The sequence below is a fragment of the Streptomyces sp. NPDC086147 genome, from assembly GCF_040702165.1.
In the GTDB taxonomy this organism is placed as follows: domain Bacteria; phylum Actinomycetota; class Actinomycetes; order Streptomycetales; family Streptomycetaceae; genus Streptomyces.
This window is the reverse complement of sequence record NZ_JBFBJO010000001.1, coordinates 356,169-381,552: the sequence shown is the minus strand read 5'-3', so window position 1 is coordinate 381,552 and position 25,384 is coordinate 356,169. Positions and strand designations below refer to the sequence as shown.

At 72.1% G+C, this 25,384-nt stretch carries 21 protein-coding genes; 12 read left to right on the top strand and 9 right to left on the bottom strand.

The window, feature by feature from the left end; all coding sequences use genetic code 11:
- The first annotated feature begins 41 nt into the window (after nt 1-41).
- Nucleotides 42-1,073, top strand: coding sequence for a class II fructose-bisphosphatase (gene glpX, locus AB0398_RS01890; RefSeq protein WP_366371530.1), 1,032 nt, complete (start codon nt 42-44; stop codon nt 1,071-1,073).
- A 134-nt stretch (nt 1,074-1,207) separates the two neighbouring features.
- On the opposite strand, the gene AB0398_RS01885 is transcribed toward glpX, so the two are convergent.
- Both AB0398_RS01885 and AB0398_RS01880 read right to left on the bottom strand, forming a co-directional pair.
- Nucleotides 1,208-1,579, bottom strand: coding sequence for a WhiB family transcriptional regulator (locus AB0398_RS01885; RefSeq protein ID WP_366371528.1), 372 nt, complete (start codon nt 1,577-1,579; stop codon nt 1,208-1,210).
- A gap of 169 nt (nt 1,580-1,748) precedes the next feature.
- Entirely contained in the window at nt 1,749-2,471 is a 723-nt protein-coding gene (locus tag AB0398_RS01880; RefSeq protein WP_366371526.1) for a DUF1707 domain-containing protein, read from the bottom strand.
- Nucleotides 2,472-2,667: 196 nt separating this feature from the next.
- Between AB0398_RS01880 and AB0398_RS01875 the strand changes: the two genes are divergently transcribed.
- The 3 genes from AB0398_RS01875 (at nt 2,668) to AB0398_RS01865 (ending at nt 5,891) form a co-directional block, all read left to right on the top strand.
- Nucleotides 2,668-4,338, top strand: coding sequence for a fumarate hydratase (locus tag AB0398_RS01875; protein WP_366371524.1), 1,671 nt, complete (start codon nt 2,668-2,670; stop codon nt 4,336-4,338).
- Between the two features lie 195 nt (nt 4,339-4,533).
- Nucleotides 4,534-5,184 (top strand): HAD family acid phosphatase, encoded by a 651-nt coding sequence (locus AB0398_RS01870; protein ID WP_366371523.1) that lies wholly within the window; start codon nt 4,534-4,536, stop codon nt 5,182-5,184.
- Nucleotides 5,185-5,222: 38 nt separating this feature from the next.
- Nucleotides 5,223-5,891, top strand: coding sequence for a lipoprotein (locus AB0398_RS01865; protein WP_366371521.1), 669 nt, complete (start codon nt 5,223-5,225; stop codon nt 5,889-5,891).
- Between the two features lie 63 nt (nt 5,892-5,954).
- Here AB0398_RS01865 and AB0398_RS01860 read toward each other — a convergent pair whose 3' ends face one another.
- Nucleotides 5,955-7,499: a ricin-type beta-trefoil lectin domain protein gene (locus tag AB0398_RS01860; RefSeq protein ID WP_366371519.1), complete on the bottom strand. Its 1,545-nt coding sequence runs from the start codon at nt 7,497-7,499 to the stop codon at nt 5,955-5,957.
- Nucleotides 7,500-7,605: 106 nt separating this feature from the next.
- On the opposite strand from AB0398_RS01860, the gene AB0398_RS01855 reads away from it, so the two are divergent.
- The 3 genes from AB0398_RS01855 to AB0398_RS01845 all read left to right on the top strand — a co-directional run bounded on the left by AB0398_RS01855 (nt 7,606) and on the right by AB0398_RS01845 (nt 12,056).
- The gene (locus tag AB0398_RS01855) at nt 7,606-9,015 is read left to right on the top strand and encodes a class II fumarate hydratase (RefSeq protein WP_366371517.1); all 1,410 of its coding nucleotides are present in this window, start codon (nt 7,606-7,608) and stop codon (nt 9,013-9,015) included.
- A 111-nt stretch (nt 9,016-9,126) separates the two neighbouring features.
- On the top strand, nt 9,127-9,792 hold the full coding sequence (locus AB0398_RS01850) for a DUF402 domain-containing protein (protein WP_366371515.1): 666 nt from the start codon (nt 9,127-9,129) through the stop codon (nt 9,790-9,792).
- Between the two features lie 311 nt (nt 9,793-10,103).
- On the top strand, nt 10,104-12,056 hold the full coding sequence (locus AB0398_RS01845; RefSeq protein ID WP_366371513.1) for an ATP-binding SpoIIE family protein phosphatase: 1,953 nt from the start codon (nt 10,104-10,106) through the stop codon (nt 12,054-12,056).
- An 81-nt stretch (nt 12,057-12,137) separates the two neighbouring features.
- Here AB0398_RS01845 and AB0398_RS01840 read toward each other — a convergent pair whose 3' ends face one another.
- The gene (locus AB0398_RS01840) at nt 12,138-14,366 is read right to left on the bottom strand and encodes a transglycosylase domain-containing protein (protein WP_366371511.1); all 2,229 of its coding nucleotides are present in this window, start codon (nt 14,364-14,366) and stop codon (nt 12,138-12,140) included.
- 297 nt (nt 14,367-14,663) lie between these two features.
- Here AB0398_RS01840 and AB0398_RS01835 point away from each other — a divergent pair, with 297 nt between their 5' ends.
- The 3 genes from AB0398_RS01835 to AB0398_RS01825 are packed head-to-tail and all read left to right on the top strand — an operon-like array spanning nt 14,664 to nt 18,281.
- Nucleotides 14,664-15,188, top strand: a complete 525-nt coding sequence (locus AB0398_RS01835; protein ID WP_366371509.1) for a PadR family transcriptional regulator — start codon at nt 14,664-14,666, stop codon at nt 15,186-15,188.
- Between the two features lie 40 nt (nt 15,189-15,228).
- A complete protein-coding gene (locus AB0398_RS01830) occupies nt 15,229-15,912 on the top strand; it encodes an ABC transporter ATP-binding protein (RefSeq protein WP_366371507.1) in 684 nt (227 codons plus the stop codon).
- Nucleotides 15,909-18,281, top strand: coding sequence for an FtsX-like permease family protein (locus AB0398_RS01825; RefSeq protein ID WP_366371505.1), 2,373 nt, complete (start codon nt 15,909-15,911; stop codon nt 18,279-18,281). The genes AB0398_RS01830 and AB0398_RS01825 overlap by 4 nt, the downstream gene beginning before the upstream one ends.
- 75 nt (nt 18,282-18,356) lie before the next feature.
- Here AB0398_RS01825 and AB0398_RS01820 read toward each other — a convergent pair whose 3' ends face one another.
- On the bottom strand, nt 18,357-19,331 hold the full coding sequence (locus tag AB0398_RS01820; protein WP_366371503.1) for a LysR substrate-binding domain-containing protein: 975 nt from the start codon (nt 19,329-19,331) through the stop codon (nt 18,357-18,359).
- Between the two features lie 134 nt (nt 19,332-19,465).
- Between AB0398_RS01820 and AB0398_RS01815 the strand changes: the two genes are divergently transcribed.
- Nucleotides 19,466-20,020, top strand: a complete 555-nt coding sequence (locus AB0398_RS01815) for a peroxiredoxin (protein ID WP_053645867.1) — start codon at nt 19,466-19,468, stop codon at nt 20,018-20,020.
- A gap of 6 nt (nt 20,021-20,026) precedes the next feature.
- Complete coding sequence (locus AB0398_RS01810; RefSeq protein ID WP_053645869.1) at nt 20,027-20,566, top strand: alkyl hydroperoxide reductase; 540 nt, start codon at nt 20,027-20,029, stop codon at nt 20,564-20,566.
- Between the two features lie 49 nt (nt 20,567-20,615).
- Here AB0398_RS01810 and AB0398_RS01805 read toward each other — a convergent pair whose 3' ends face one another.
- The 4 genes from AB0398_RS01805 to AB0398_RS01790 all read right to left on the bottom strand — a co-directional run bounded on the left by AB0398_RS01805 (nt 20,616) and on the right by AB0398_RS01790 (nt 25,295).
- Complete coding sequence (locus AB0398_RS01805; RefSeq protein WP_366371501.1) at nt 20,616-21,299, bottom strand: hypothetical protein; 684 nt, start codon at nt 21,297-21,299, stop codon at nt 20,616-20,618.
- Nucleotides 21,296-22,741: an AI-2E family transporter gene (locus AB0398_RS01800; protein WP_366371499.1), complete on the bottom strand. Its 1,446-nt coding sequence runs from the start codon at nt 22,739-22,741 to the stop codon at nt 21,296-21,298. Before AB0398_RS01800 ends, AB0398_RS01805 begins: the two co-directional genes overlap by 4 nt.
- A 134-nt stretch (nt 22,742-22,875) precedes the next feature.
- Nucleotides 22,876-23,613, bottom strand: coding sequence for a transglycosylase SLT domain-containing protein (locus AB0398_RS01795; protein ID WP_366372329.1), 738 nt, complete (start codon nt 23,611-23,613; stop codon nt 22,876-22,878).
- Between the two features lie 356 nt (nt 23,614-23,969).
- On the bottom strand, nt 23,970-25,295 hold the full coding sequence (locus tag AB0398_RS01790; RefSeq protein ID WP_366371497.1) for a PhoH family protein: 1,326 nt from the start codon (nt 25,293-25,295) through the stop codon (nt 23,970-23,972).
- Between the last annotated feature and the right edge of the window lie 89 nt (nt 25,296-25,384).

Below are 25,384 nucleotides of genomic sequence, written 5' to 3'. Positions count from 1 at the left end.
TACAGATTTCCGGCCGTCGCCGTACAGAAAGGTGCGCAACGATGACCGAGCACACCCTCCCGCCCGAACTGGAGGTCTCGCCCGAGGCCCCCGACCGCAACCTCGCCCTCGAACTGGTGCGCGTCACCGAGGCCGCCGCCATGGCCGCCGGACGCTGGGTCGGCCGGGGCGACAAGATCGGCGCGGACGGCGCGGCGGTCAACGCCATGCGGACCCTGATCTCCACCGTCTCGATGGACGGCGTCGTCGTCATCGGCGAGGGAGAGAAGGACGAAGCGCCGATGCTCTTCAACGGCGAGCGGGTCGGCGACGGCACCGGCGCCGAGGTCGACATCGCGGTCGACCCGATCGACGGCACCACGCTCAACGCCAAGGGCATGCCGAACGCGATCGCCGTCCTGGCCGCCGCCGACCGCGGCACCATGTTCGACCCGTCCGCGGTCTTCTACATGGACAAGCTGGTCACCGGCCCGGAGGCCGCCGACTTCGTCGACATCGACGCCCCCGTCTCGGTCAACATCCGCCGGGTCGCCAAGGCGAAGAACTCCTCGCCCGAGGACATCACGGTCGTCATCCTGGACCGCCCCCGCCACGAGGGCATCGTCAAGGAGATCCGCGAGACCGGGGCCCGGATCAAGTTCATCTCGGACGGCGACGTCGCCGGTTCGATCATGGCCGTCCGCGAGGGCACCGGCGTCGACATGCTCATGGGCATCGGCGGCACCCCCGAGGGCATCATCTCCGCCTGCGCCATCAAGTGCCTCGGCGGTGTGATCCAGGGCAAGCTGTGGCCGAAGGACGACGCCGAGCGGCAGAAGGCGCTCGACGCGGGCCACGACCTGGACCGGGTGCTCTCCACGGACGACCTGGTCAGCGGCGACAACGTCTTCTTCGTCGCGACCGGCATCACGGACGGCGAGCTGCTGCGCGGGGTGCGGTACCGCGCCGAGACGGCGACCACGCAGTCCCTCGTGATGCGCTCGAAGTCCGGCACGATCCGCCAGATCGACTCCACGCACCGGCTCTCGAAGCTGCGCGCGTACAGCAAGATCGACTTCGACCGCGCCAAGTAGGTCCCGGGCGGGCACCCGCCCGCCGGACGACACGGAGAAGGGCGCCCCCATGTGCGGTGGGGGCGCCCTTCTGTGTACGTACGGATCGACGCAGGTCCCGCGTCCGGTCCCGGCGTCCGGGCTCCGCGCCTCCGTCAGCCCGCCTGGGCGATCCGCTCCGTCGCGGCGGCCTTCCTCAGCTCCACCTCGCGCCGCCGGCGCCGGGCGAGGACGACGCGGCGCTCCGCCGCCGTGAGCCCGCCCCACACCCCGTACGGCTCGGGCTGGAGCAGCGCGTGCTCGCGGCACTCGACCATCACCGGACACCGCGCGCAGACCCGCTTGGCGGCCTCCTCGCGGGCGAGCCGCGCGGCCGTCGGCTCCTTGGAGGGAGCGAAGAAGAGTCCTGCCTCGTCACGGCGGCACACCGCCTCCGCGTGCCACGGGCCGCCCTCGTCCTCGCGGGCCGGGGTGCGGGCGGGAGGAACGGCGACGGCCTGGAGGGGCTGATGCGGCAGTTGCAGCACGGTCTACTCCTGACGACTGACGACGGCTTCGCGAGCGAGAGGCGATGCCACGAGCCTTACCCGCTGTGCGCGCGCCTATGCACTGGGTGCCGCGCCGTTCCGCACTGCGGATGCCCGACGGCGGATTCCGGTCGCCCGCCGGGGCGGCCGGCCGCGCGCGGGCCCGTCGTCAGTGGCCGAGGTGCTTGCGCATCCTGCCCTGGAGGTCCGTGATCCACTTGCCGCGCTTGGGCCGCGCCTCGACGTTCCCGAAGACCGAGTAGCCGTTGATGACGACGACCGGGGCCTGCGGGTCGACGCCCTCCAGGGTCACGACCTCGAAGTTGCCGAAGATCCCGCTGCCGTTGCCGCGCAGGCTGATGTTCTCCGGGACCCGCACCTCGACGTTGCCGAAGATGGAGGTGGCGTTGATCGTGGTCAGGCGCTGGGCGAAGATCGCCTCGGTCAGGTCGATCTCGATGTTCCCGAAGAACGCGAAGGCGTTCGTCCGGCGGCTGACCCGCCAGCGGCCCTTGCGGGTGGTGCTGGAGAAGATCGCCACCAGGTTGTCCGGGGTCCCCTCCTGGTCGTCGGGGCCGTAGGAGTAGGCCGGCTCGGGCTCCGGCCGGGAGGTCCGGGCGGCCGGCAGGTCGCGGACGATCGGCTCCAGCTCGCCGACCGTCTTGGCCCGGTAGACCGCGTCGATCCGGTCGGAGTGCTCCTCGGCGTCGAGCCGCCCCTCGGCCAGGGCGTCCCCGAGGATGTCGGCGATCCGGTCCCGGTCCGCGTCCGAGGCCCGCAGCGCGCCCCGCGGATCGGCGAAGGCGGGCTCCGCGGGGGCGGTCTCGGCGGGGGCGGCCGACCGCTGCGGCTGCGGCTGCTTCTCGGGTTCGGGCTGCTTTTCGAGGTCCACGGAGCCAGCCTAGCGAAACGCGATAGATCGCGACCAGGGGGCGGGGCCGGTACCTGTGGACGGGGCCGGATCCGGTCGGCCCGTACCAAGTGAGCCTTACCTCACAGGATCGGCGGAACGGGGGCGTTCTACGCTGGAGGGCGCGTTGCCAACGGAGGCGGCGCCGTCGCCCGCCGAGTGAGGAATGACCGCCGTCATGCCAGAGTTTTCGTACTCCGATCTGCTCCCCCTGGGAGAGGACACCACGCCCTACCGCCTGGTGACCGCCGAAGGCGTCTCGACCTTCGAGGCCGACGGGCGTACGTTCCTCAAGGTCGAGCCGGAGGCGCTGCGGCGGCTGGCCGCCGAGGCGATCCACGACATCCAGCACTTCCTGCGCCCGGCCCACCTGGCCCAGCTGCGCCGGATCATCGACGACCCGGAGGCCTCGGGCAACGACAAGTTCGTCGCGCTCGACCTCCTCAAGAACGCGAACATCGCCGCCGCCGGCGTCCTCCCGATGTGCCAGGACACCGGCACCGCGATCGTCATGGGCAAGCGCGGCCAGAACGTGCTGACCTCCGGCCGCGACGAGGAGGCCCTGTCCAAGGGCGTCTACGACGCGTACACCAAGCTCAACCTGCGGTACTCGCAGATGGCCCCGGTCACCATGTGGGAGGAGAAGAACACCGGCTCGAACCTGCCCGCGCAGATCGAGCTGTACGCGACCGACGGCGGCGCGTACAAGTTCCTCTTCATGGCCAAGGGCGGCGGCTCCGCCAACAAGTCCTTCCTCTACCAGGAGACCAAGGCGGTCCTGAACGAGGCCTCCATGATGAAGTTCCTGGAGGAGAAGATCCGTTCGCTCGGCACGGCCGCCTGCCCGCCGTACCACCTGGCGATCGTCGTCGGCGGCACCAGCGCCGAGTTCGCCCTGAAGACCGCGAAGTACGCCTCCGCGCACTACCTGGACGAGCTGCCCACCGAGGGCTCGGCCGAGACCGGCCACGGCTTCCGCGACAAGGAGCTGGAGGAGAAGGTCTTCGAGCTGACGCAGAGGATCGGCATCGGCGCGCAGTTCGGCGGCAAGTACTTCTGCCACGACGTGCGCGTGGTGCGCCTGCCGCGCCACGGCGCCTCGCTGCCCGTCGCCATCGCCGTCTCCTGCTCGGCCGACCGCCAGGCCGTCGCGAAGATCACCGCCGAGGGCGTCTTCCTGGAGCAGCTGGAGACGGACCCGGCGCGCTTCCTGCCGGAGACCACCGACGAGCACCTCGACGAGGCCTCCGACGTGGTGCGGATCGACCTCAACCAGCCGATGGACGAGATCCTCGCCGAGCTGACCAAGTACCCGGTCAAGACCCGCCTCTCGCTGACCGGCCCGCTGGTCGTGGCGCGCGACATCGCGCACGCCAAGATCAAGGAGCGCCTGGACGCGGGCGAGGAGATGCCGCAGTACCTGAAGGACCACCCGGTGTACTACGCGGGCCCGGCGAAGACCCCCGAGGGCTATGCCTCCGGCTCCTTCGGCCCGACGACGGCCGGCCGCATGGACTCGTACGTGGAGCAGTTCCAGGCGGCGGGCGGCTCGAAGGTCATGCTGGCCAAGGGCAACCGCTCGAAGCAGGTCACGGACGCGTGCGGCGGCCACGGCGGCTTCTACCTCGGCTCGATCGGCGGCCCGGCGGCGCGCCTCGCGCAGGACTGCATCAAGAAGGTCGAGGTCGTCGAGTACGAGGAGCTCGGCATGGAGGCGGTCTGGAAGATCGAGGTCGAGGACTTCCCGGCGTTCATCGTGGTGGACGACAAGGGCAACGACTTCTTCCAGAACCCGGCCCCGGAGCCGACGTTCACGCACATCCCGGTGCGGGGCCCCGGCCTGGCCTGACCCTTCGTCACCCCGCCGACGCCCCCGGTCCCTTCGGACCGGGGGCGTCGGCGTGTCCGGACGCCGTCGGGCCAGAAAGTCGCTACCGACCGGTAGTCCTCCCGTCGCCTACCCGTCAGTATGGGGCGCGAGCATGACAAGCACTGAGCAGCACCCACCGATCAGTCCGCATTGGTCGACCTCTCGGGAGCCCCCATGCCCTCCACCCCCCTCCGCGGGCGCGCCGCCGCCGGATCCGCCGCCGCCCTCGCCCTCTCCGCGTTCCTCGTCGTCGGGCCCGCGCCCAGCGCGTCCGCCGCCACCGCCTCCGCCCCGAACGACCACCTGGTGTCGACCGCCGCCATCGCCGGCATCGACTACGCCACCTGGCGCCGCGACGTGGCGGCCGTCGTCGCCGAGGCGCGCCCGTACGTCGAGGAGCGCGCCAAGGACGCCGGACGCGAGAAGCAGGCCCTGGTCCTCGACATCGACAACAGCTCCCTGGAGACGGACTTCCACCCGTTCTGGGAGCTGCCCACCCCGGCCATCGCCGACGTCCGCGCCCTCGTCCGGGACGCCCACGCGCGCGGGGTGGCCGTCTTCTTCGTCACCGCGCGGCCCGGGATCATCCACTCGCTCACCGACTGGAACCTGAGGAAGGCCGGCTACCCGGTCGACGGCCTGTACGTGCGCTCGCTGCCCGACCTGTTCGCCGAGGTCAGCGCGTACAAGACCGAGAAGCGCGCGGAGATCGAGGCCAAGGGCTACACGATCATCGCGAACATCGGGAACAACACCACCGACCTGGTCGGCGGCCACGCCGAGCGCACCTTCAAGCTGCCGGACTACGGCGGCAAGCTCTCCTGACGTCCTCCCGGGGTCCGGGGGCGGTTACGCTGCCGATCATGAGACTTCCGATACGGCTCCTGGTCCCCGTCGTCCTCGTGGCGGGGCCGCTGCTGACCGGCTGCGGCGGCTCCGAGCCGCGCCCCGAGGCCGTCCCGGGGGCGCCGGCACCGACCGCGAAGCCGTCGGACGCCACGCCCTCGGAGGCCGCGACCCCGGCCGTGCCCGCCGCCGCGGCCTCCCTCGGCGGGCCGGGGACGGCCTGCCCGCTGCCGGTCTCCTTCTCCCTGGCGAAGGACTGGAAGCCGAAGGCGGTCGAGCTCCCCAAGGACCCGGACCTGGCGGACCTGGCGCGCCAGGGGCCGGCCGTCATGCGCTGCGAGATCGACGCCAAGCCGGCCGGGCACATCGGCTTCCTGCGGGTGTGGACGGTGGAGAAGGGCTCCGCGCAGCCGTCCGCGCGGGCCGCGCTCGAAGCCTTCGTGAAGGGGGACGAGAGCAGCTCGGCCGTCTCCTACCGGGAGAGCGGGGCGGGCGGGCTGCCCGTCGTCGAGGCGACGTACACGGTGCGGAGCGAGCTCTTCGACGAGGACAAGGAGGAGCGCGCCTTCGCCGTCGCCACCCCGCGGGGGGTGGTCGTCGTCGATCTCGGCGGGTCGGACACCGAGGAGCACCGCGCGATGCTCCCGGCGTACGAGCTGGCCCGTACGAGCCTGAAGCTCGGCTGAGCCGTGACCGCGGCCCCCGTCCCTCGCCGGACGGGGGCCGCGGCGTTTCCGGCCGGGTGCGGGCTACGCGAACTTCTGCTGCGCGGAGCCGTCGCAGGCCCGGAGCCTGATCTGCTCCTTCGCCGCGCCCTGGGTGAGGCACATGCCGGTCGCGGCGGCGGGCCGGAGGGTGGCGCCGTCGCGGACGAACCTCTGGTTGGCGCCGCCGTGGCAGTTCCAGAGGATCAGGCCCGTGCCGGCGCGGTACTGGAGGTCGGGCACGTCCACGCAGCGGTCCTGGGTGAGGCCGGTGTGGACGGTCTGCCGGGCGGAGTCGTACCACCAGGTCTGGTTGCGGCCGTCGTGGCAGTCCCAGCCGAGGACCCGGGTGCCGTTGGCGCTGGCGGCCGCGTCGACGTCCAGGCAGTTGCCGGTCGCCTGGTTCTTCAGCGGACGGTAGGCGTCGTCCCAGGCGAGCGGGAAGAGGGCGGGCTTCCCGGTGGAGTTCACGTCGGCGCAGCTCGCCTCGCGCAGGCCCGAGGCGTAGAGCTGGGTGAGGCAGGACGCGAAGGCGGCGTGCCCGCGCGCGTTGGGGTGGAAGGACTGCCGGACCGAGTTCTCGTCCGGGAGGCCGGGCTTGGAGAGGTCGATGTAGAGGCCCCGGGCCCAGGGCTCCTCCGTGCAGACCTCGTGGCCGTGGAAGAGGCGGGAGTTGTCGAGGTAGGTGGCGCCGGTGGACGCGGCGGCCTTCCGCATGCCGCGCTCGAAGGCGGGGACGGCGGTGTTGCGGCCCCAGACGGTGTCGGAGTCGTAGCCCATGCCGCCGCAGACCAGCTTGCCGGGGAAGTTCGGGTTGTCGCGGAAGTCGGGGCCGATCGGGCTCGGGTAGCCCATGAGGACGAGCTTGTAGTCGCCGTCGGCGTATCCGGCGTCGCGCATGACGCCCTTGAGGTCGCGGACGGTCTGCTCGACCTTGGGGACGAGTCCGTCGACGCGGGCCTGCCAGCCGGGGGCGTACTTGGGCTCGCAGGCGCCCTGGCTCAGCAGGTAGCGGGTGACGCAGTCGGTCATGACCGGGCCGAACTGGAGGTCGTCGTTGGCCCCGGCGACGAGCAGGACCATCTTGATGCGGGTGTTGCGGGCCTTGATGGCGAGGCTGTCGCTCTGGACGAGTTCGTCGGCGTACTGCTTGGAGCCGCCGACCTTGATGTTTCCGGTGTACGCGCCGGAGCAGGACACGTTGAACGTGAGGTCCGCGGGGATGCCGGTGCGGTGGACGGCGGCCTCGGGCGAACGGTGGCACCAGTTGGCGGGACCGTTGGTGGGGGGTTCGTAGGTGCCGACGCCCTCGCCGGAGATCTCGCTGTCGCCGAGCGAGATCAGTCCGCTCTTCCGCTGGTCGAGCGGGCGCTCCTCGGGGCTTCCGTAGATCTTGGTCGCCTCGGCCGCCCGGATGGTCTCCAGGGCGGGGGGCAGGGGTACGGAGGTGGCGGCGGCCCTCGTGCCCGTGGCCGCGGCCGTGTCGGCCGCGCCGGCGGGAGCGGTGGCCGCGATCATCGTTCCGAGGACCGCGGCGGCCGTGGCGACGGCGGCGACGGGTCGGCGGAATCTGTACCTGGTGCGCGTCATTGCGCCTCCTGGAAGTGGGGTTACCCACGGTTTTTACTGGCCGGTACGCGCCTTGGGAATACATCGAACAAGACAAGTGCTCAACTTTTGCGGGAGGTTGGAGAAGATGAACGACAGCGAGCAGGCCGGGGACTTCCGGATCGAGCACGACTCCATGGGCGAGGTGCGGGTCCCCGCGCACGCCAAGTGGCGGGCCCAGACCCAGCGGGCGGTGGAGAACTTCCCCGTCTCGGGCCAGCGCCTGGAGCGCGCCCACATCGAGGCCCTGGCCCGGATCAAGGCCGCCGCCGCCACGGTCAACGCCGGGCTCGGGGTGATCGACGAGGACCGCGCGGAGGCGATCGCCTCGGCGGCGGCGGAGGTCGCGGAGGGGCGCTGGGACGCGCACTTCCCCGTGGACGTCTTCCAGACCGGCTCGGGCACCTCGTCCAACATGAACACCAACGAGGTGATCGCCACCCTCGCCACCGAGCGGCTGCCCGAGGGCCGGGAGGTGCACCCCAACGACCACGTGAACGCCTCGCAGTCGTCCAACGACGTCTTCCCGTCCTCCATCCACATCGCGGCGACCGGCGCCGTGACCCGCGACCTGATCCCCGCCCTGGAGCACCTGGCCGCCGCCCTGGAACGAAAATCGGCCGAATTCGCGAAGGTCGTGAAGTCCGGCCGCACGCACCTGATGGACGCCACCCCGGTCACCCTGGGCCAGGAGTTCGGCGGCTACGCGGCGCAGGTCGGGTACGGGATCGAGCGGCTGCGGGCCGCGCTCCCCCGGCTCGCCGAACTCCCCCTCGGCGGCACGGCGGTGGGCACCGGCATCAACACCCCGGCCGGCTTCTCGGCGGCCGTCATCGCGGAGGTCGCCCGGACGACCGGACTGCCGCTGACCGAGGCCCGCGACCACTTCGAGGCGCAGGGCGCCCGCGACGGCCTGGTGGAGACGTCGGGGCAGCTCAGGACCATCGCCGTCTCCCTCACCAAGATCGCCAACGATCTGCGCTGGATGGCGAGCGGGCCGCGCACGGGCCTCGCCGAGATCAACCTGCCCGACCTCCAGCCCGGCTCCTCGATCATGCCGGGCAAGGTGAACCCGGTGATCCCCGAGGCGGTCCTGATGGTCGCCGCGCAGGTGACCGGAAACGACACCACGGTGGCGGTGGCGGGCGCGGCCGGCAACTTCGAGCTCAACGTGATGCTGCCGGTGATGGCCAAGAACCTGCTGGAATCCGTACGGCTTCTGGCCAACGCCTCCCGGCTGCTCGCGGACCGCACGGTCGACGGGATCACGGCCAACGCCGAGCGCGCCCGCGAGTACGCCGAGTCCTCGCCGTCCGTGGTCACCCCGCTGAACAAGTACATCGGCTACGAGGAGGCGGCCAAGGTCGCCAAGAAGTCCCTCGCGGAGCGGAAGACCATCCGCGAGGTGGTCCTGGAGTCCGGCTACGTCGAGCGGGGCGACCTCACGGTGGAACAGCTGGACGAGGCGCTGGACGTGCTGCGGATGACGCACCCGTAGAGAGGGGGGAGGGGGCCGTCCGGCCCGCCGACGGCCCCGTACACCCCGCGCGCCGGCTCTTCCGTGACCCGCGTCGCAGCACGGGTGGGAGCGCGCCCCTAAGATCTGCGCATGACAGGATCGGACGCCTCTCAGCACTGGGCGCCGGGGGACCACGTCCTCTGGCGCTACCGCGGCAACGGCACCGGGGCCGTGCACATCTGCCGGCCGGTGACGGTCGTCCAGGACACGCCCGAGCTGCTCGCGGTCTGGATGGCGCCCGGCACCGAGTGCGTCCGGCCCGTGCTCGCCGACGGCACCTCCGTCCACGACGAGCCGCTCGCCACCCGCTACACCGCTCCCCGCACCACCGAGCGGGCCCGCTGGGCCGGCAGCGGGGTGCTGAAGCTGGCGCGGCCCGGCGAGCCGTGGTCGGTGTGGCTGTTCTGGGAGCGCGGCTGGCGCTTCCGGAGCTGGTACGTGAACCTGGAGGAGCCGCGGACCCGCTGGTCCGGCGGCGTCGACTCCGAGGACCACTTCCTCGACATCTCCGTCTACCCGGACCGCAGCTGGCTGTGGCGGGACGAGGACGAGTTCGCGCAGGCCCAGCGGTCCGGCCTGATGGGCCCGGAGCAGGCCGCGGAGGTGCGGGCCGCCGGGCGGCTCGCGGTGGAGCGGATCCGGGCGTGGGGAGCGCCGTTCGCGGACGGCTGGGAGCACTGGCGGCCGGATCCGGCCTGGCGCGTTCCGGAACTGCCGGCGGACTGGGATCGCACCCCGGCGCACACCGGGCCGTGAGACCCTTGATGCGCCCCAGGGGTTCAAACGTAGGATCGTCCTCCGCACGTCGGAGACGGACCGCACGGCACGTCGGACCTACCGAACAGTACGTCAGCGACCGAACAGCACACTGGACCTGACCGACAGTCACCCACGAGGGGGAGAGCAGTGCCGGACGTCTGCCCGGGTGTTCCGACCCCCGTCGCCGCCGCGCCCCGCGGAGCGTCCGCATCCGCCGCACACGAGGGGTTTATCCCCGCCGAAGGCGCGGCATCGGCGAGAAGAGCGAGTGCATCGCACCACCGGCCCGGACGGACGGAATCCCACGCGTGACGGAGCATCCCACCTCCCACGAAGGCCGGCGGCCCCTGGCCGCCCGGCCGCAGGAACGTGCGCGCCCCCGCCAGGAGGCGGCGGCCGGCCTGCCCGACGTGCCCGCGCAGCCGGGCGGATCATCGGTCCCCGGTACGGAGTCCCCGGCGGCGCCCGGCGCGCCCGCGGCGCCCCTCGGGGCCGGTGTCCCGGGCGGCTCCGCCGCCGTGGCCGTCGCCGTCTCCCCGCAGCCGTCCGGCGGCGGCGGGACCGCCTCGGCGCGGCGGGAGGGCGAGCGGCTGCGGTTCGTCGGGGCGGCGACCCGCCGCATCGCCCGCGGCATCGACCTGGACGAGATCGTGCTCGGCCTGTGCCGGGCGACCGTGCCCACGTTCTCCGACGAGATCCTGGTCTACCTGCGCGATCCGCTGCCGGTGGGCGACGAGCGCCCGGTGGCGCCGTTCGTGCTGCGGCTGCGCCGGACGGACCGGCTGCGGTTAACGGACCCGGAGTCCGAGGAGCTCGTCCTCGTGCCCGATCCGGATCCGACCCCCGCGGCCGAACTCTGCGAGGTGCGGTCCGGAGGAGCCCTCGCCGAGGTGCTGCGCGGGGTGCGGCCGGTCTTCGGCGACTCCGCCGCCGCCCGGGAGGCCCTGTCCGAGCTGCTCGGCACCGACCATCCGCTGCCCGGCGGGCTGCGGGCGATACTGGCTCCGCTGCGCGGCCGGCGCCGGGTGATCGGCGCGGCCGTGTTCCTGCGCCGTCCGGAGCGGGCCGGCTTCGAGCCGAACGACCTGTTGGTGGCGGCCCAGCTGGCCACCCACACGGCGCTCGGCATCGACAAGGCGGTCCTGTACGGCCGGGAGGCGTACATCGCGGACGAGCTCCAGCGGACGATGCTGCCGGACTCGCTGCCGCAGCCGACCGGGGTCAGGCTGGCCTCGCGCTATCTGCCGGCGGCCGAGACGGCCCGGGTGGGCGGCGACTGGTACGACGCGATCCCGCTGCCCGGCAGCAGGGTCGCCCTGGTCGTGGGCGACGTCATGGGCCACTCCATGACGTCGGCGGCGATCATGGGCCAGCTGCGCACCACCGCGCAGACCCTGGCCGGGCTCGACCTGCCGCCGCAGGAGGTGCTGCACCACCTGGACGAGCAGGCGCAGCGGCTCGGCGAGAACCGGATGGCCACCTGCATGTACGCGGTGTACGACCCGGTCTCGCACCGGATCACGGTGGCGAACGCCGGCCATCCGCCGCCGATACTGCTCCATCTGGGCGGGCGCGCGGAGGTGCTGCGGGTGCCGCCGGGCGCGCCGATCGGAGTGGGCGGGGTGGACTTCGAGGCGGTCGAGCTGGACGCCCCGGCCGGTGCCACGCTGCTGCTGTACACCGACGGTCTGGTGGAGTCCCGGCTGCGGGACGTGTGGACGGGGATCGAGCAGCTGCGGGAGCGCCTGGCGGCGACCGCGCAGCTGACCGGGCCCGACCACTCGCCGCCCCTGGAGGCGCTCTGCGACGACGTCCTCGACATGCTGGGTCCGGGCGACCGGGACGACGACATCGCGCTGCTCGCGGCCCGGTTCGACGGGATCGCGCCGAGCGACGTGGCGTACTGGTTCCTGGATCCGGAGGACGCGGCCCCGGGCCGTGCCCGGCGGCTCGCCCGGCGGGCGCTGGCCCGCTGGGACCTGGAGGAGCTGACGGACTCGGTGGAGCTGCTGATCAGCGAGGTCGTGACGAACGCCGTGCGGTACGCGGAGCGGCCCGTGACCCTGCGGCTGCTCCGTACGGACGTGCTGCGCTGCGAGGTCGGCGACGACTCCCCGCAGCTGCCCCGGCAGCGGCGGGCGCGGGACACGGACGAGGGCGGGCGCGGCCTGTTCCTGGTGAACCGGCTGGCCCGGCGCTGGGGGGCGACCCGGCTCTCGGGCGGCAAGGTGGTCTGGTTCGAGCTGGCGACCCGTACCTGAGCGGGATCGTCCCCGGACGGCCGGAAGGCCGGACCCCCCGGGGGGGTCCGGCCTTCCGTGCGTCTCCGTACGGCTGCCTCGTTATCGCGGCGCCGTCGGGCGGACGGGCCTGCCGGTCGTGTCGCCGCCCGGGTCGGGGCCGGTGCCGCCGCCGTCGGGCGGTTCGACGGAGGGCGGCGGGGACGGCTCGCCGGTCGTCGGCTCGTCGGTGGGCGTCGGCGGGGTGGTGGCCGGGTCGCTCGTGCGGGTCGGCGGGGTGGTGGCGGGTTCGGTCGCGGGCGGGGTCGTGGTGCCCGGGGAGGCCGTGGTCGGCTCGTCCGTCGGCTCCTCGGGGCCCTCGGTGGTCGCGCCGGGGTCGGGCTCGACGGCGTCCGTGCCGTCGGTCTCCAGGTCGAACCGGGCGTCGGAGCCGCCGTTCAGGGCGCGCGTCGTGTAGTCGCCCCAGATCTGCGCGGGCTTGCCGCCGCCGTTGGCGCGGCCCCGGTTGATGGTGTTGGTCAGGGTGACCTGGTTGCCCTTGGCGTCCTCGCCGAAGAGGCCGACGGCGGTGACGAGTTCGGGGGTGTAGCCGACGAACCAGGCGGAGCGGTTGTTCTCGGAGGTGCCGGTCTTGCCGGCGGCCGCGTAGTCCCCGGCGGCGAGGGTCCCGGAGCCGCTGCGCACGACGCCGGTCATGGCCTTGGTGGCGGTGTCGGCGGCCTCGCGGGTGATGACCTGGTCGCCGATCGCGTCCGCGGCCCGGACCGTGCGGTCCCGGTGCGCGGCGGACTTCACCAGGGTCGGGGTGACCCGCTTGCCGTGGTTGCCGAGGGTGGCGTAGACGCCGGCCATGTCCAGGGTCGAGGCGTTCATGACGCCGAGGGAGATGGCGGGGGCCTCGGGGAAGTCCCTGCCGTCCTTCATGCCGAGGGCGAGGGCGGTCTTCTTCACCTTGGCGGGGCCGACGTCGACGATCATCTGGGCGTAGACCGAGTTGATCGAGCTGTTGGTGGCCTTCTGGACGGTGACGGGGCCGTAGCTGCGGTTGCTCTCGTTCTCCGGATCGAAGGGGATGTCGCTGCCCACGACGGGGCGCTTGCTGGTGCCGTCGTAGATCGTGCCGAGGCCGATGTGGCGCCCGTCCTGGGTCTTCGAGTGGTTCTCGATCGCGGAGGCGAGGACGATCGGCTTGAAGGTGGAGGCGGGCTGGTAGTCGCGGCGGGTGGCGTTGGAGATCCAGTGCTCGGTGGCGCCGACGCCGCCGTACATGGCGACGACCGCGCCGGTCTTCGGGTCGACGGAGGTGGCGCCGGCCTGGACGACGGCGTGCTTCTCGTTCCCCTTGCGGTCGAGCCTGGACTCCAGCCGCCTGTCGACCGCCTTGACGAGGTCCTTCTGCTTCTTCTCGTCGATGTTGAGGGTGAACGTCCAGCCGCCGGCCTTGATGTCCTCCTCGCTGACGCCCCGGCGCATCAGCTCCTGGTTGGCGGCCTCGACGAGGTAGCCGGTCTGGCCCTCCATGCCGGGGAGCGGCTTGGGCTTCTGCGGCACGGGGAACTTCATTCCGGCGCGCTCGGAGGCCGACAGCCAGTTCTGCTCGACCATGTTGTCGAGGACGTAGTTCCAGCGCTGCTCGACGAGCTTGCGGCCGGTGGCGTTCGCGGAGGTCCAGTCGTACTGGTTGGGAGCCTGGAGCAGGGCGGCGAGGTAGGCGCCCTGGGCGGTGGTGAGCCGGGAGGCGTCGACGCCGTAGTACGAGCGGGCGGCGGCCTGGACGCCGTAGGCGCTGCGCCCGTAGTAGCTGGTGTTCATGTACCCGGCGAGGATCTCGCTCTTGCCCATGTTCTGGTCGACCTTGAGGGCGATGACCATTTCCTTGAGCTTGCGGGTCGCCGTCTGGTCCTGGCTCAGGTAGTAGTTCTTGACGTACTGCTGGGTGATGGTCGAGCCGCCCTGCTTGCCCTTGCCCGTGATGGTGGACCAGGCGGCGCGGGTGGTGCCCTTGATGTCGACGCCGTTGTCCTTGTAGAAGGTCTTGTTCTCGGCGGCGACGAACGCCTGCTGGACCTGCTCGGGGATCTTGTCGAGGTCGACGATCTCGCGGTTGATCTCGCCGGTGCGGGCGAGGATCTTGCCGTTGGAGTACTTGTAGATGTTGCTCTGCATCGTCGCCTCGGCGTTGGCCGTCGGCACCGGGACCAGGAGGTAGACGACGTACAGGGCGCCCATGCCGAGCAGGCAGCACACCAAGAAGGTGCCCAGGAGCTTCTTCCAGGAGAAGAGGCGGCGTATGCCGCTCTTCCTCGCCTTGCCCGTCTCAGGTCGGCCCATCTGTCCTGTCGCTCCGCTCGTCGTGTGTCCCGGCGCTCCGGCGCGTGTCCGCGCGGGCCGGATCAGCTCAGCAAGCTAACACCGGCAGGACGGACATAGGAGACCGATCACGTCTTTTCAGGACGTGAGAATCAGCACCCACGCCCAGAGGAACCGACGCCCCTACGCGTCGAACGGTTGCGTGAAGGGTGGATTCCGCTTGCGCCGACCCCTTGTCCGGCGCCCGCCCCGCGCCCGCCCGACACCTGCCCCGACCGCTATACATCGCAGGTATACACACCATGTACAGTGACCGGCATGTCCATCGGTCACACCCTCCTCGGGCTCCTGGAGTCCGGCCCGCGCCACGGCTACGACCTCAAGCGCGCCTTCGACGACAGATTCGGCCACGACCGGCCGCTCCACTACGGCCAGGTCTACTCGACCATGTCCCGGCTCCTGAAGAACGGCCTCGTGGTCGTCGACGGCGTCGAGGCGGGCGGCGGCCCCGAGCGGAAGCGGTACGCCGTCACCGAGGCGGGCATCACCGATGTCGCCCAGTGGCTCGCCACCCCCGAGAAGCCGGAGCCGTACCTCCAGTCCACCCTCTACACCAAGGTGGTCCTGGCCCTGCTGACCGGTCGCGGGGCCGAGGGGATCCTCGACGCCCAGCGCTCCGAGCACCTGCGCCTGATGCGCGAGCTCACCCGGCGCAAGAAGGACGGCGACCTGGCCGACCAGCTCATCTGCGACCACGCCCTCTTCCACCTGGAGGCGGACCTGCGCTGGCTGGAACTGACCGCCGCCCGGCTCGACCGCCTCGCCGAGGAGGTCCGCCGATGACCCCGCGCCTCCCGGGACACGACGGAAGAAGGGCCCGCCGATGACCTCCGTACCGCTTCTCAGGGCCGCCGGCCTCGACAAGGCCTACGGGCCGACCCCGGCGCTCGCGGGCGCCGACTTCTCGCTGCGGGCCGGCGAGGTCGTCGCCGTCATGGGCCCCTCCGGCTCGGGCAAGTCCACCCTGCTGCACTGCCTGGCCGGGATCGTCCGCCCCGACGCCGGCACCATCACCTACGACGGGCGGGACCTCACCGCGCTCTCCGACCGCGAGCGCAGCTCCCTGCGCCGCACCGACTTCGGCTTCGTCTTCCAGTTCGGCCAGCTCGTCCCCGAGCTGACCTGCGCGGAGAACGTGGCCCTCCCGCTCCGCCTCGACGGCGAGAAGCGGAAGGCCGCCGAGGCAAGGGCCGTCGAGTGGCTCGCCCGCCTGGAGGTCGACACGGTCGCGGCCAAGCGCCCCGGCGAGATATCCGGCGGCCAGGGCCAGCGCGTCGCCGTCGCCCGCGCGCTCGTCACCGCGCCCCGGGTGATCTTCGCCGACGAGCCGACCGGCGCCCTCGACTCCCTCAACGGCGAACGGGTCATGAGCCTGCTCACCGAGGCCTCCCGGGACACCGGCGCCGCCGTCGTCCTCGTCACCCACGAGGCCAGGGTCGCCGCCTACTCGGACCGCGAGATCGTGGTCCGCGACGGGCGCGTGCGGGACGCGGAGTGGGTGGCATGAGGCTCCGCGTCTGGGCCCGCGACCTGGCCCTCGGCGCCCGGTTCGCCGTCACCGGCGGCCGCCCCGGCCTGCTGCGCACCCTGCTGACCGCGACCGGCGTCGGCTTCGGGGTGGCGATGCTGCTGCTCGCCGCCTCGCTGCCGAACATGCTCTTCCAGCGGGAGGTGCGGGAGGCGGTCCGCGCCGTCGACGGGAGCCGGGAGGTCACCGCCCCCGGGCCCGACACCTTTCTCCACCTCACCCGTGCCACCACCTACCGGGACGACGTCGTCTCGGGGCTGCTGCTGCGCGCCGAGGGCGACGCGCCCCCGGTCCCCCCGGGCGCGACCGCGTTCCCCCGGGTCGGCGAGATGCTGGTCTCCCCCGCGCTCCGCGACCTGCTCGACTCCCCCGAGGGCGCCCTGCTCAAGGAACGGCTCCCCTACGAGGCGGTCGGGACCCTCGGCAAGGACGGGCTCATCGGCCCGGCCGACCTGCGGTACGTCGCCCACGCCGGCTTCCTGGACACCGACAACTTCGACGGGCGCGGCCAGCGCTTCGGCTGGTCGGTGCCCGAAGAGCCGATGAACGCCTTCATGGTCCTGCTCGTGGTCGTCGCCTGCGTCGTCCTGCTGCTGCCGGTGCTCGTCTTCATCGCGACCGCCGTCCGCTTCGGCGGCGAGCAGCGCGACCGGCGGCTCGCGGCGCTCCGGCTGGTCGGCGCGGACGTCCCCACGACCCGGCGGATCGCGGCAGGCGAGTCCCTCGCGGGCGCGCTCCTCGGCCTCCTGGCCGGCGCCGGACTCTTCGCGGCGGCCCGGCAGTTCGCCGGCTCCTTCACCATCTGGGACGCCAACGCCTTCCCCTCCGACGTCGTGCCGATGCCCGCGCTCGCCGCCCTCGCCCTCGTGACCGTCCCGGTCGCCTCGGTCGTGGTCACCCTCGTCGCGCTGCGCGGGGTGGCGATCGAGCCGCTCGGCGTCGTCCGGGCCGCCGCGCCGCGCCGCCGCCGGCTGTGGTGGCGGCTGCTGCTCCTGGCGGCAGGCGCCGCCCTGCTCGCGCCGCTCATGGGCCGGGTCTCGGTGACCGAGACCAGCATCGACACCGTGCCCGTCGTGGCCGGGACCGTCCTCTTCCTCATCGGTCTGACCACCCTCCTGCCGTGGCTGGTCGAGGCCGGGGTGAAGCGGCTGCACGCGGGCCCGGTGGCCTGGCAGCTCGCCGTCCGCAGGCTCCAGTTGAGCAGCGGCACGGCGGCCCGCGCGGTCAGCGGCATCGTCGTCGCGGCCACCGGCGCCATCGCGCTCCAGATGCTCTTCCAGGCGATGGAGAACGACTTCACGCTGCCGACCGGCGAGGACTCGTCCCGCAGCCGGATCGCCGTCGGTTTCCAGGGCAGGACCGCCGCCGAGGCCCGCGACATCACCGCCCGCTTCGCCCGGACCGAGGGCGTCGCCGGGACGCTGTCGGTCATCGAGTCGAACGCGTGGCGGCCCGGCCCCCTGGAGAAGGACAGGGACTTCGCCCCGTCGGCCTCGATCAGGGTCGGCGACTGCGCCTCCCTGCGGGAGTTCGCCGCCCTGCCCTCCTGCCGGGACGGCGACGTCTTCGTCGCCCTCGCGCACGGCGCGCAGGGCGCCCCGGACGACGCGCGGATCACCGCGGTCGCGCGGCCGGGCGCCACGGTCGTCCTGCGCGACCCGCACCCGCCGCGGGACGGGCCGCAGCGGCCCGCGAACGGCCCGCTGCCGCAGTGGCGGATCCCCGCGGGCGCGAAGGTCGTGGACTCCCGCCCCGATCCGACGGGCATGTACCGGTACGGCGTCCTCGTCACCCCGTCGGCGATCGACTCGGCCCGGCTCGACGCGCCCTACGCGCAGAGCATGATCCGGCTCGACCCGGCGGTGCCCGACGCCGCCGAGCACGCGCGGAACACGGCGGCGGCGATCGACCCGACCGTCTGGGTGAAGGACCTGAAGGAGACCGAGCGCGACGCGGCCTTCTCCAGCGTCCGCACCGGCATCCTCGTCGGCTCCACCCTGACGATGCTCCTGGTGGCGGCCTCGCTCCTGGTCACCACCCTGGAGCAGCTCAGGGACCGCAAGCGGCTGCTCTCCTCGCTCGTCGCCTTCGGCACCCGGCGCTCCACCCTGGGCTTGTCGGTGCTGTGGCAGACGGCGGTGCCGATCGTCCTCGGCCTGGCCCTCGCCGTGGCCGGCGGGCTCGGCCTCGGGGTCGTCCTGCTGGGGATGGGCGGGCAAGAGGTCCACGACTGGTGGGTGTTCCTGCCCGTGGTCGGCATCGGCGCCGCCCTGATCGCGCTGGTGACGCTCCTGAGCATGCCGGTCCTGTGGCGGCTGATGCGCGCGGACGGGCTGCGCACGGAGTAACCCGTCGAGCGCATGTATGGATACGGGCGGCGGTTCCTGGTGCCGGGGGGCTTCGGGAACCGCCGCGCCGGGGTTTCAGGACCCGCCGCCCACCACCCGTACCGGCAGTCCCCTCATCGCCCCCCGCAGCGCCTCCGCCAGTTCCTGGAACTCGGCCTGCCGGGCCGCGCCCGTCCGCATCGCGAGGGCGATCCGGCGCGAGGGGGCCGGTTCGGCGAAGAGCCCCGTCCACAGGGCGGTGTTGCGGGCGGTCTCGACCGTGACGGCGGTGCGCGGCAGCAGGGTCACACCGAGCCCGCCGGCGACGAGCTGGACCAGGGTGGCGAGGCCGGCCGCCGTGGTGGTGACCTCGGCGCCGTCCGAGCGCCCGGCCTCGCGGCAGATGTCGAGGGCCTGGTCGCGCAGGCAGTGCCCCTCGTCCAGGAGCAGCAGCCGCAGCTCCCTCAGGGCCTCGCGCGGGATGTCGTCCCGTCCGGCCAGCGGATGCCCGGCCGGGGTGACCAGGACGAAGTCCTCGTCGAAGAGGGGAAGTTCGGTGACGCCGGGCACCCCGAGCGGTACGGCGAGGAGGAGCAGGTCGAGCCGTCCGGCCGCGAGCCCCTCCAGGAGCGAGGAGGTCTGCTCCTCGTGGACCTGGAGGTCGAGCTCCGGGTAGCGCCGGTGGACCAGGCGCAGGACGGTGGGCAGCAGATAGGGGGCGACGGTCGGGATCACGCCGAGCCGCAGCGCCCCGGTGAACGGGGCGCGGGCCGCCTCCGCCTCCTCCATCAGCCCGGCCACCGCGTCGAGCACCGTCCGCGCCCGCACCGCGAGCCGCTCCCCGGCGGGCGAGAGCAGCACCTTCCGCGTCGTACGCTCAAGGAGCTGGACACCGAGTGCCTCTTCGAGTGCCGAAACCGCGCCCGAGAGCGCGGGCTGGCTCATGCCGATGGCCGCCGCCGCGTCGCGGAAGTGCAGATGCTCGGCGACCGCCGCGAACGCTCTGAGCTGGGAGAGGCTGGGCTGCTTGGCGCGGTGCGGGCCGTGCGGGGGGCTGTACGGGGATGCCACTGATAACCACCTTCGATCAACCCGACCCACTCTAGCTATTTCACTGATCAATGCACTCCGTGCCATGCTGTCGATCCGTCCAACCCCCATGGAAGCCCCTCAAAAGGGGCGCTTCCCTGCTGCAAGGAGAGCGCGTGCTCACTGTCGGTGACCAGTTCCCCACCTACGACCTGACCGCCTGCGTGTCGCTGGAGAGCGGCAAGGAGTTCGAGCAGATCGACCACAAGTCCTACGAGGGCAAGTGGCGCGTGGTGTTCTTCTGGCCGAAGGACTTCACCTTCGTCTGCCCGACCGAGATCGCCGCGTTCGGCAAGCTGAACGACGAGTTCGCGGACCGCGACGCCCAGATCCTCGGCGTCTCCGGCGACTCCGAGTTCGTGCACCACGCCTGGCGCAAGGACCACGAGGACCTGCGCGACCTGCCCTTCCCGATGCTCGCGGACTCCAAGCACGACCTGATGCGGGACTGCGGCGTCGAGGGCGAGGACGGCTTCGCCCAGCGCGCCGTCTTCATCGTGGACCCGAACAACGAGATCCAGTTCACCATGGTGACCGCCGGCTCCGTCGGCCGTAACCCCAAGGAGGTCCTGCGGGTCCTGGACGCCCTGCAGACCGACGAGCTGTGCCCGTGCAACTGGTCCAAGGGCGAGACCACGCTCGACCCGGTCAAGCTCCTCTCGGGCGAGTGATCCGCCATGGCTCTCGATGAACTCAAGGCCGCCATACCGGACTTCGCCAAGGACCTGAAGCTCAACCTGGGCTCGGTCATCGGCAACAGCGACCTCCCGCAGCAGCAGCTGTGGGGCACCGTCCTCGCCTGCGCGATCGCCTCGCGCTCGCCGAAGGTGCTCAAGGAGCTGGAGCCGGAGGCCCGGGAGAACCTGAAGCCCGAGGCGTACCAGGCCGCCAAGTCCGCCGCCGCGATCATGGCGATGAACAACGTCTTCTACCGGACCCGGCACCTCCTGTCGGACCCCGAGTACGGGACGCTGCGCGCCGGTCTGCGGATGAACGTCATCGGCAACCCGGGCGTGGAGAAGGTCGACTTCGAGCTGTGGTCGCTGGCCGTCTCCGCGATCAACGGCTGCGGCCAGTGCCTGGACTCGCACGAGCAGGTCCTGCGCCAGGCCGGTCTCGACCGCGCCACCATCCAGGAGGCCGTGAAGATCGCCGCCGTGATCCAGGCGGTCGGCGTCACCCTCGACGCGGAAGCGGTCCTGGCCGAGCAGGCCTGACCGTACGCGTGAGAAGGGCCCCGGGGCTTTCCGCCCCGGGGCCCTTCCGTCACTTCCTGAGCTCGGCCATCAGGGCCAGCACGTCCTGGGTCATCGGGACCTCGATCCCGGAGAGGTCGATCGGGTCGGTCTCCTGGATCACGTCGCCGTTCGCGTCGGTGGAGTACTGCCGGTAGAGGCTCAGCTCGATCTCGACCTGGCCGTCGAGCACCTTGAGCTCGCCGCCCTCGCCCCCGCGCTCGTCGAAGAGCGCCTTCTCGCCGACCCCGTCGATCGGGGTGCCGAGTTCGTGGTACTTCCCCCACGCCCCGAACTCGGGCCCCGGGTCGGTCACCTTGTGCAGGGTGTACGAGACGTTGGCCTGGTAGCCCGTCTCCGGCGAGCCGAAGACCAGCGAGCAGGAGCGGTGGTGCACGGCCGGTTCGTCCATCACCGGCCCGTCCCCGGTCCCGTTCCGCTTGCCCAGGGCCCCGGTGAGCGCCTCCAGCTTCGCCTCGGCGCAGAGGTCGCCCGCCTCCTTGTATCCGCCGAGGTCCGGGCCCGAGGGCTTGCGCACCTCGTACGCGTAGAGCCCGCCGCCCCAGACCGCCGAGGCCACGACCGCGCCGCCGAGCGCCCACAGCCAGGGGCGGCGGGCGCTCGGCGGGCGGGGCGGCCGGGGCGGTGGCGCCTCGGTGAGCACCTCGGGTCTCTCGAAGCCCCCGCCGCCCACCAGCTCCGGTTCCGATATCACGTGCTCTCCCCCTTGCCCTGCTTGTCCCGCACCGAGCCGGGGGCCGGCGTCGGGGCCACTTCGTACGCGGTCGCCCCGCGCGGCTCCGGCGTGCTGCGCAGGGCCTGCTCGGTGGTGTACGCGCGCAGGTAGCCGACCGCCGTGTTGGTGACGGCGACCAGCGGGACGGCGGCGACGGCGCCGCCGATGCCGGCGGTCAGGCCGCCGGCGGCGACCGCGAGGACGACGGCGAGCGGGTGGACCCGCACCGCGCGGCCGAGGATGAACGGCTGGAGGACGTGGCCCTCGATCTGCTGCACGGCGAGGACGACGACGAGCACCATGAGGGCGGTGAACACGCCGTTGGTGACGAGGGCGACGACGACCGCGAGGGCGCCGGAGACGACGGCGCCGACCAGCGGGATGAAGGCGAAGAGGAAGATGAAGACGGCGAGCGGCACGGCCATCGGCACGTCGAGGAAGTAGAGGCCGATGCCGATGAAGACGGCGTCGATGAGGGCGACGAGGACCGTGCCCCGCACATAGGCGGTGAGGGTGCGCCAGGCGCGCGGCCCGGCGCCCGCGACGCCCGGGCGGGCCTGGGCGGGCACCAGCTTCAGCGTCCACTCCCAGACCTTCTTGCCGTCGTACAGCAGGAAGAGCGTCGAGAACATGGCGAGGAGGATGCCGGTCATCGTCTCGACGACGACCGTGACGCCCTGGAGGCCGACCTGGGTGATCTGCTCGGCGTTGGTGCCGACGGAGTCGCTGAGGTTCTTGGCGATGCCGTTGATCTGCTGCTCGGTCACGTGGAAGGGGCTGTTGAGGAGCCAGCGCTTGAGCTCCTCGATGCCGTCCTTGACCTGGCCGGAGAGGTTGTCGATGTTGTCCATCACCTGCCAGACCACGAACCAGCCGACCAGGCCCATCACGACGAAGCCGGTGACGGCGGTGACGGCGGTGGCGAGTCCGCGCGGCAGGCCCCTGCGGCGCAGCATGGCCACGGTGGGCTGGAGCAGGGCGGTGACGAGGAGCGCGGCGACGAACGCGAGGACGACCAGCTGTACGGAGCTGATCACCTTCATCAGGACCCAGACGGTCCCGGCGAAGACGAGCAGGCGCCAGCTCGCCTCGGCGGCCACGCGCATGCCCCAGGGGATGGCGGCGGCGGGGTCGGGGCGGGCGGCGACGGCCGGCGCGTACGAGGGGGGCGCGGGGACGGAGAGACCGGCTCCGCCCTCCGCGGCGCCGTCCTCCTGCTCCGGGAGGGGCGCGGCGGTGTCCGGGTCGGCCCCGGGCCGCGCGGGGACGGTGGCGGCCGCGCGGGGGCGGTCGGCGGGTCTCCCGTACGGCGCGTCGAGTTCGTCGTCCCGCTCCGCCTCGGCCCTGCGCTCGTCGAGCCGTCGGCCCACCCGGCTCAGGCCCTCGCCCAGCCGGTTCAGCCACCCTGGCACTCTCGACATGTTCTTACCTCTTCCCCCGCCCGCTCTTCCCGGTCCTCCCCGGGTGCCCGTGGATCCCCGAACCTACACGCCCACATGCGGAAAGCCCCTCACCGTAGGACGGTGAGGGGCTTCCCGGGGTTGAGACGCCGGTACTAGTACCAGTGGTTGTTCTGCCAGAAGGCCCAGGCGCCGCACGGGCTGCCGTAGCGGTCGTTCATGTAGTTCAGGCCCCACTTGATCTGGGTGGCGGGGTTGGTCCGCCAGTCGGCCCCGGCCGAGTTCATCTTGGTGCCCGGCAGGGCCTGGACGAGACCGTAGGCGCCCGAGGAGGGGTTGACCGCGCGGTAGTTCCAGGTGGACTCGTGGTTCACGATGGTGCTGAAGCACTGGAACTGCGAGGCCGGCACGATCTGGCGGGCGATCGCCTTGACCTCGGCGACGGTGTAGGAGCCCTGGACGGCGAAGGTCGAGGCGTCGCGGACCGCGGAACGGCTGGCGCGCTCGGCCTCCTCCTCCTTCTTCTTGCGCTCCTTCTCGGCCTTGGCCTCGGCCTCGGCCTTGACGGCCGCTTCCTTCTTGGCCTCGGCGTCCTTGGCGGCGCGCACGCGGGCCGCTTCCTCCGCAGACTTCTTCACGGCGGAGTCGGCGGCGGCGGCCTGGACGGAGGCCTGCTCCGCGAGGGAGGAGACCTGTACCTGCGCCTGCTCGCCCGCGGGGATGTCCGCGAGCAGCGTGGTATCGGCGGCGGTGGCCTCGAAGTTGTCGTCGGCGGGCTGCGCGGCGTTGCCCGAGGCGACGCCGACGACGGCGCCGACGGTGGTGACCGCAGTGGCCGAAGCCACCGCGAATCCCCGGACCGAGATCCGGCTCACACGGTTTCCTTCCAGCATCGCCCGCACAGGTGACCACACGGGCGAAATCTTGCCCCTGACACTGGTCTCCGAGGTACGGGGTCACAGGAGACGCGGGCCCGTGGTGCTGTGGGCGGCATACGGCGGACGGCTGTTGAGTTGTGCGGTGCGCTCCCCGGAGGGTGCACGGGTGCCGTATGCGGGGCCTGACGGAAGCAAGACTCTGCCGGACGGTGATGCCGCAAGGCAATTCTGTGTTGCGTGTGAAAGCTCACATCGCGAAAGGGGCAGGTGTTTTGGCGTATGTGGCGGACACGGCGACGCCGCCCGGCTAAGCTCCTGCGCTTCGCCGGGCGGCGTCAACTTCCGTACCGATACAGAAAGGTACGAAACGGTCAGATCTGAACGTCCTCCAGCATCTCCGTCACCAGCGCGGCGATCTGGGAGCGCTCGGAGCGGGTGAGCGTGACGTGGGCGAAGAGCGGATGCCCCTTCAGTTTCTCGATGACGGCGACGACTCCGTCGTACCGGCCCACCCGGAGGTTGTCGCGCTGGGCGACGTCATGGGTGAGCACGACCCGCGAATTCGCCCCGATCCTGGACAGAACGGTCAGCAGGACGTTCCGCTCCAGGGACTGGGCCTCGTCCACGATGACGAAGGCGTCGTGGAGGGAGCGGCCCCGGATGTGGGTGAGCGGCAGGACCTCCAGCATCCCCCGGCCGAGCACCTCCTCGACGACCTCGCGGCTCGCGACCGAGGACAGCGTGTCGAAGACGGCCTGCGCCCACGGGCTCATCTTCTCGGCCTCGCTGCCCGGCAGGTAGCCGAGCTCCTGGCCGCCGACCGCGTACAGCGGACGGAACACCATCACCTTCTGGTGCTGACGGCGCTCCAGGACCGCCTCCAGGCCCGCGCAGAGCGCGAGCGCGGACTTGCCGGTGCCGGCCCGGCCGCCCATGGAGATGATGCCGACGTCCGGGTCGAGGAGCAGATCGAGCGCGATCCGCTGCTCGGCGCTGCGGCCGCGGAGCCCGAAGGCCTCCCGGTCGCCCCTGACGAGCCGTACGTTCCCCTCGGCGGTGACCCGGCCGAGCGCCTTGCCGCGCTCGGACTGGAGCACCAGGCCCGTGTGGACCGGGAGCTCGGCGGCCTCCGGCACGTACAGCGTCTCCTGGTCGTAGAGCAGGTCCACCTGGTCGGCGGAGAGTCCGAGCTCGGACATCCCGGTCCAGCCGTTGGCGTCCGTGATGGCGAGCTCGGCCCGGTACTCCTCGGCGAGGAGTCCGACCGAGGAGGCCTTGATGCGCAGCGGCAGGTCCTTGGAGACGACCGTGACGTCGTACCCCTCGGCCTGGAGGTTGCGCGCGACCGCGAGGATCCGTGAGTCGTTGTCCCCCAACCGGTAGCCGGCGGGCAGGACGCCGGGGTCGGAATGGTTGAGTTCGACACGCAGGGTGCCGCCCAGGTCCCCGATGGGGAGCGGGGCGTCGAGGCGTCCGTACCGGACCCGGAAGTCGTCGAGCAGGCGCAGGGCCTGCCGGGCGAAGTAGCCGAGCTCCGGATGGTGCCGCTTGGCCTCCAGCTCCGTGACCACGACGATCGGGAGCACGACTTCGTGCTCCTCGAAGCGGGACACGGCGTTGGGGTCGGCCAGCAGGACGCTGGTGTCGAGAACATAGGTGCGCCGGTCGGAAAGGCGGCGCTTCGTGCTGGTCACCACGGAAGGACAGACCCCCTCTGAAGACCCCTGTGAGGTCGGGGCGCGACGGAACCGGTGTCGCTGCGGGATGGGACCGGGTGCGGGCCGCG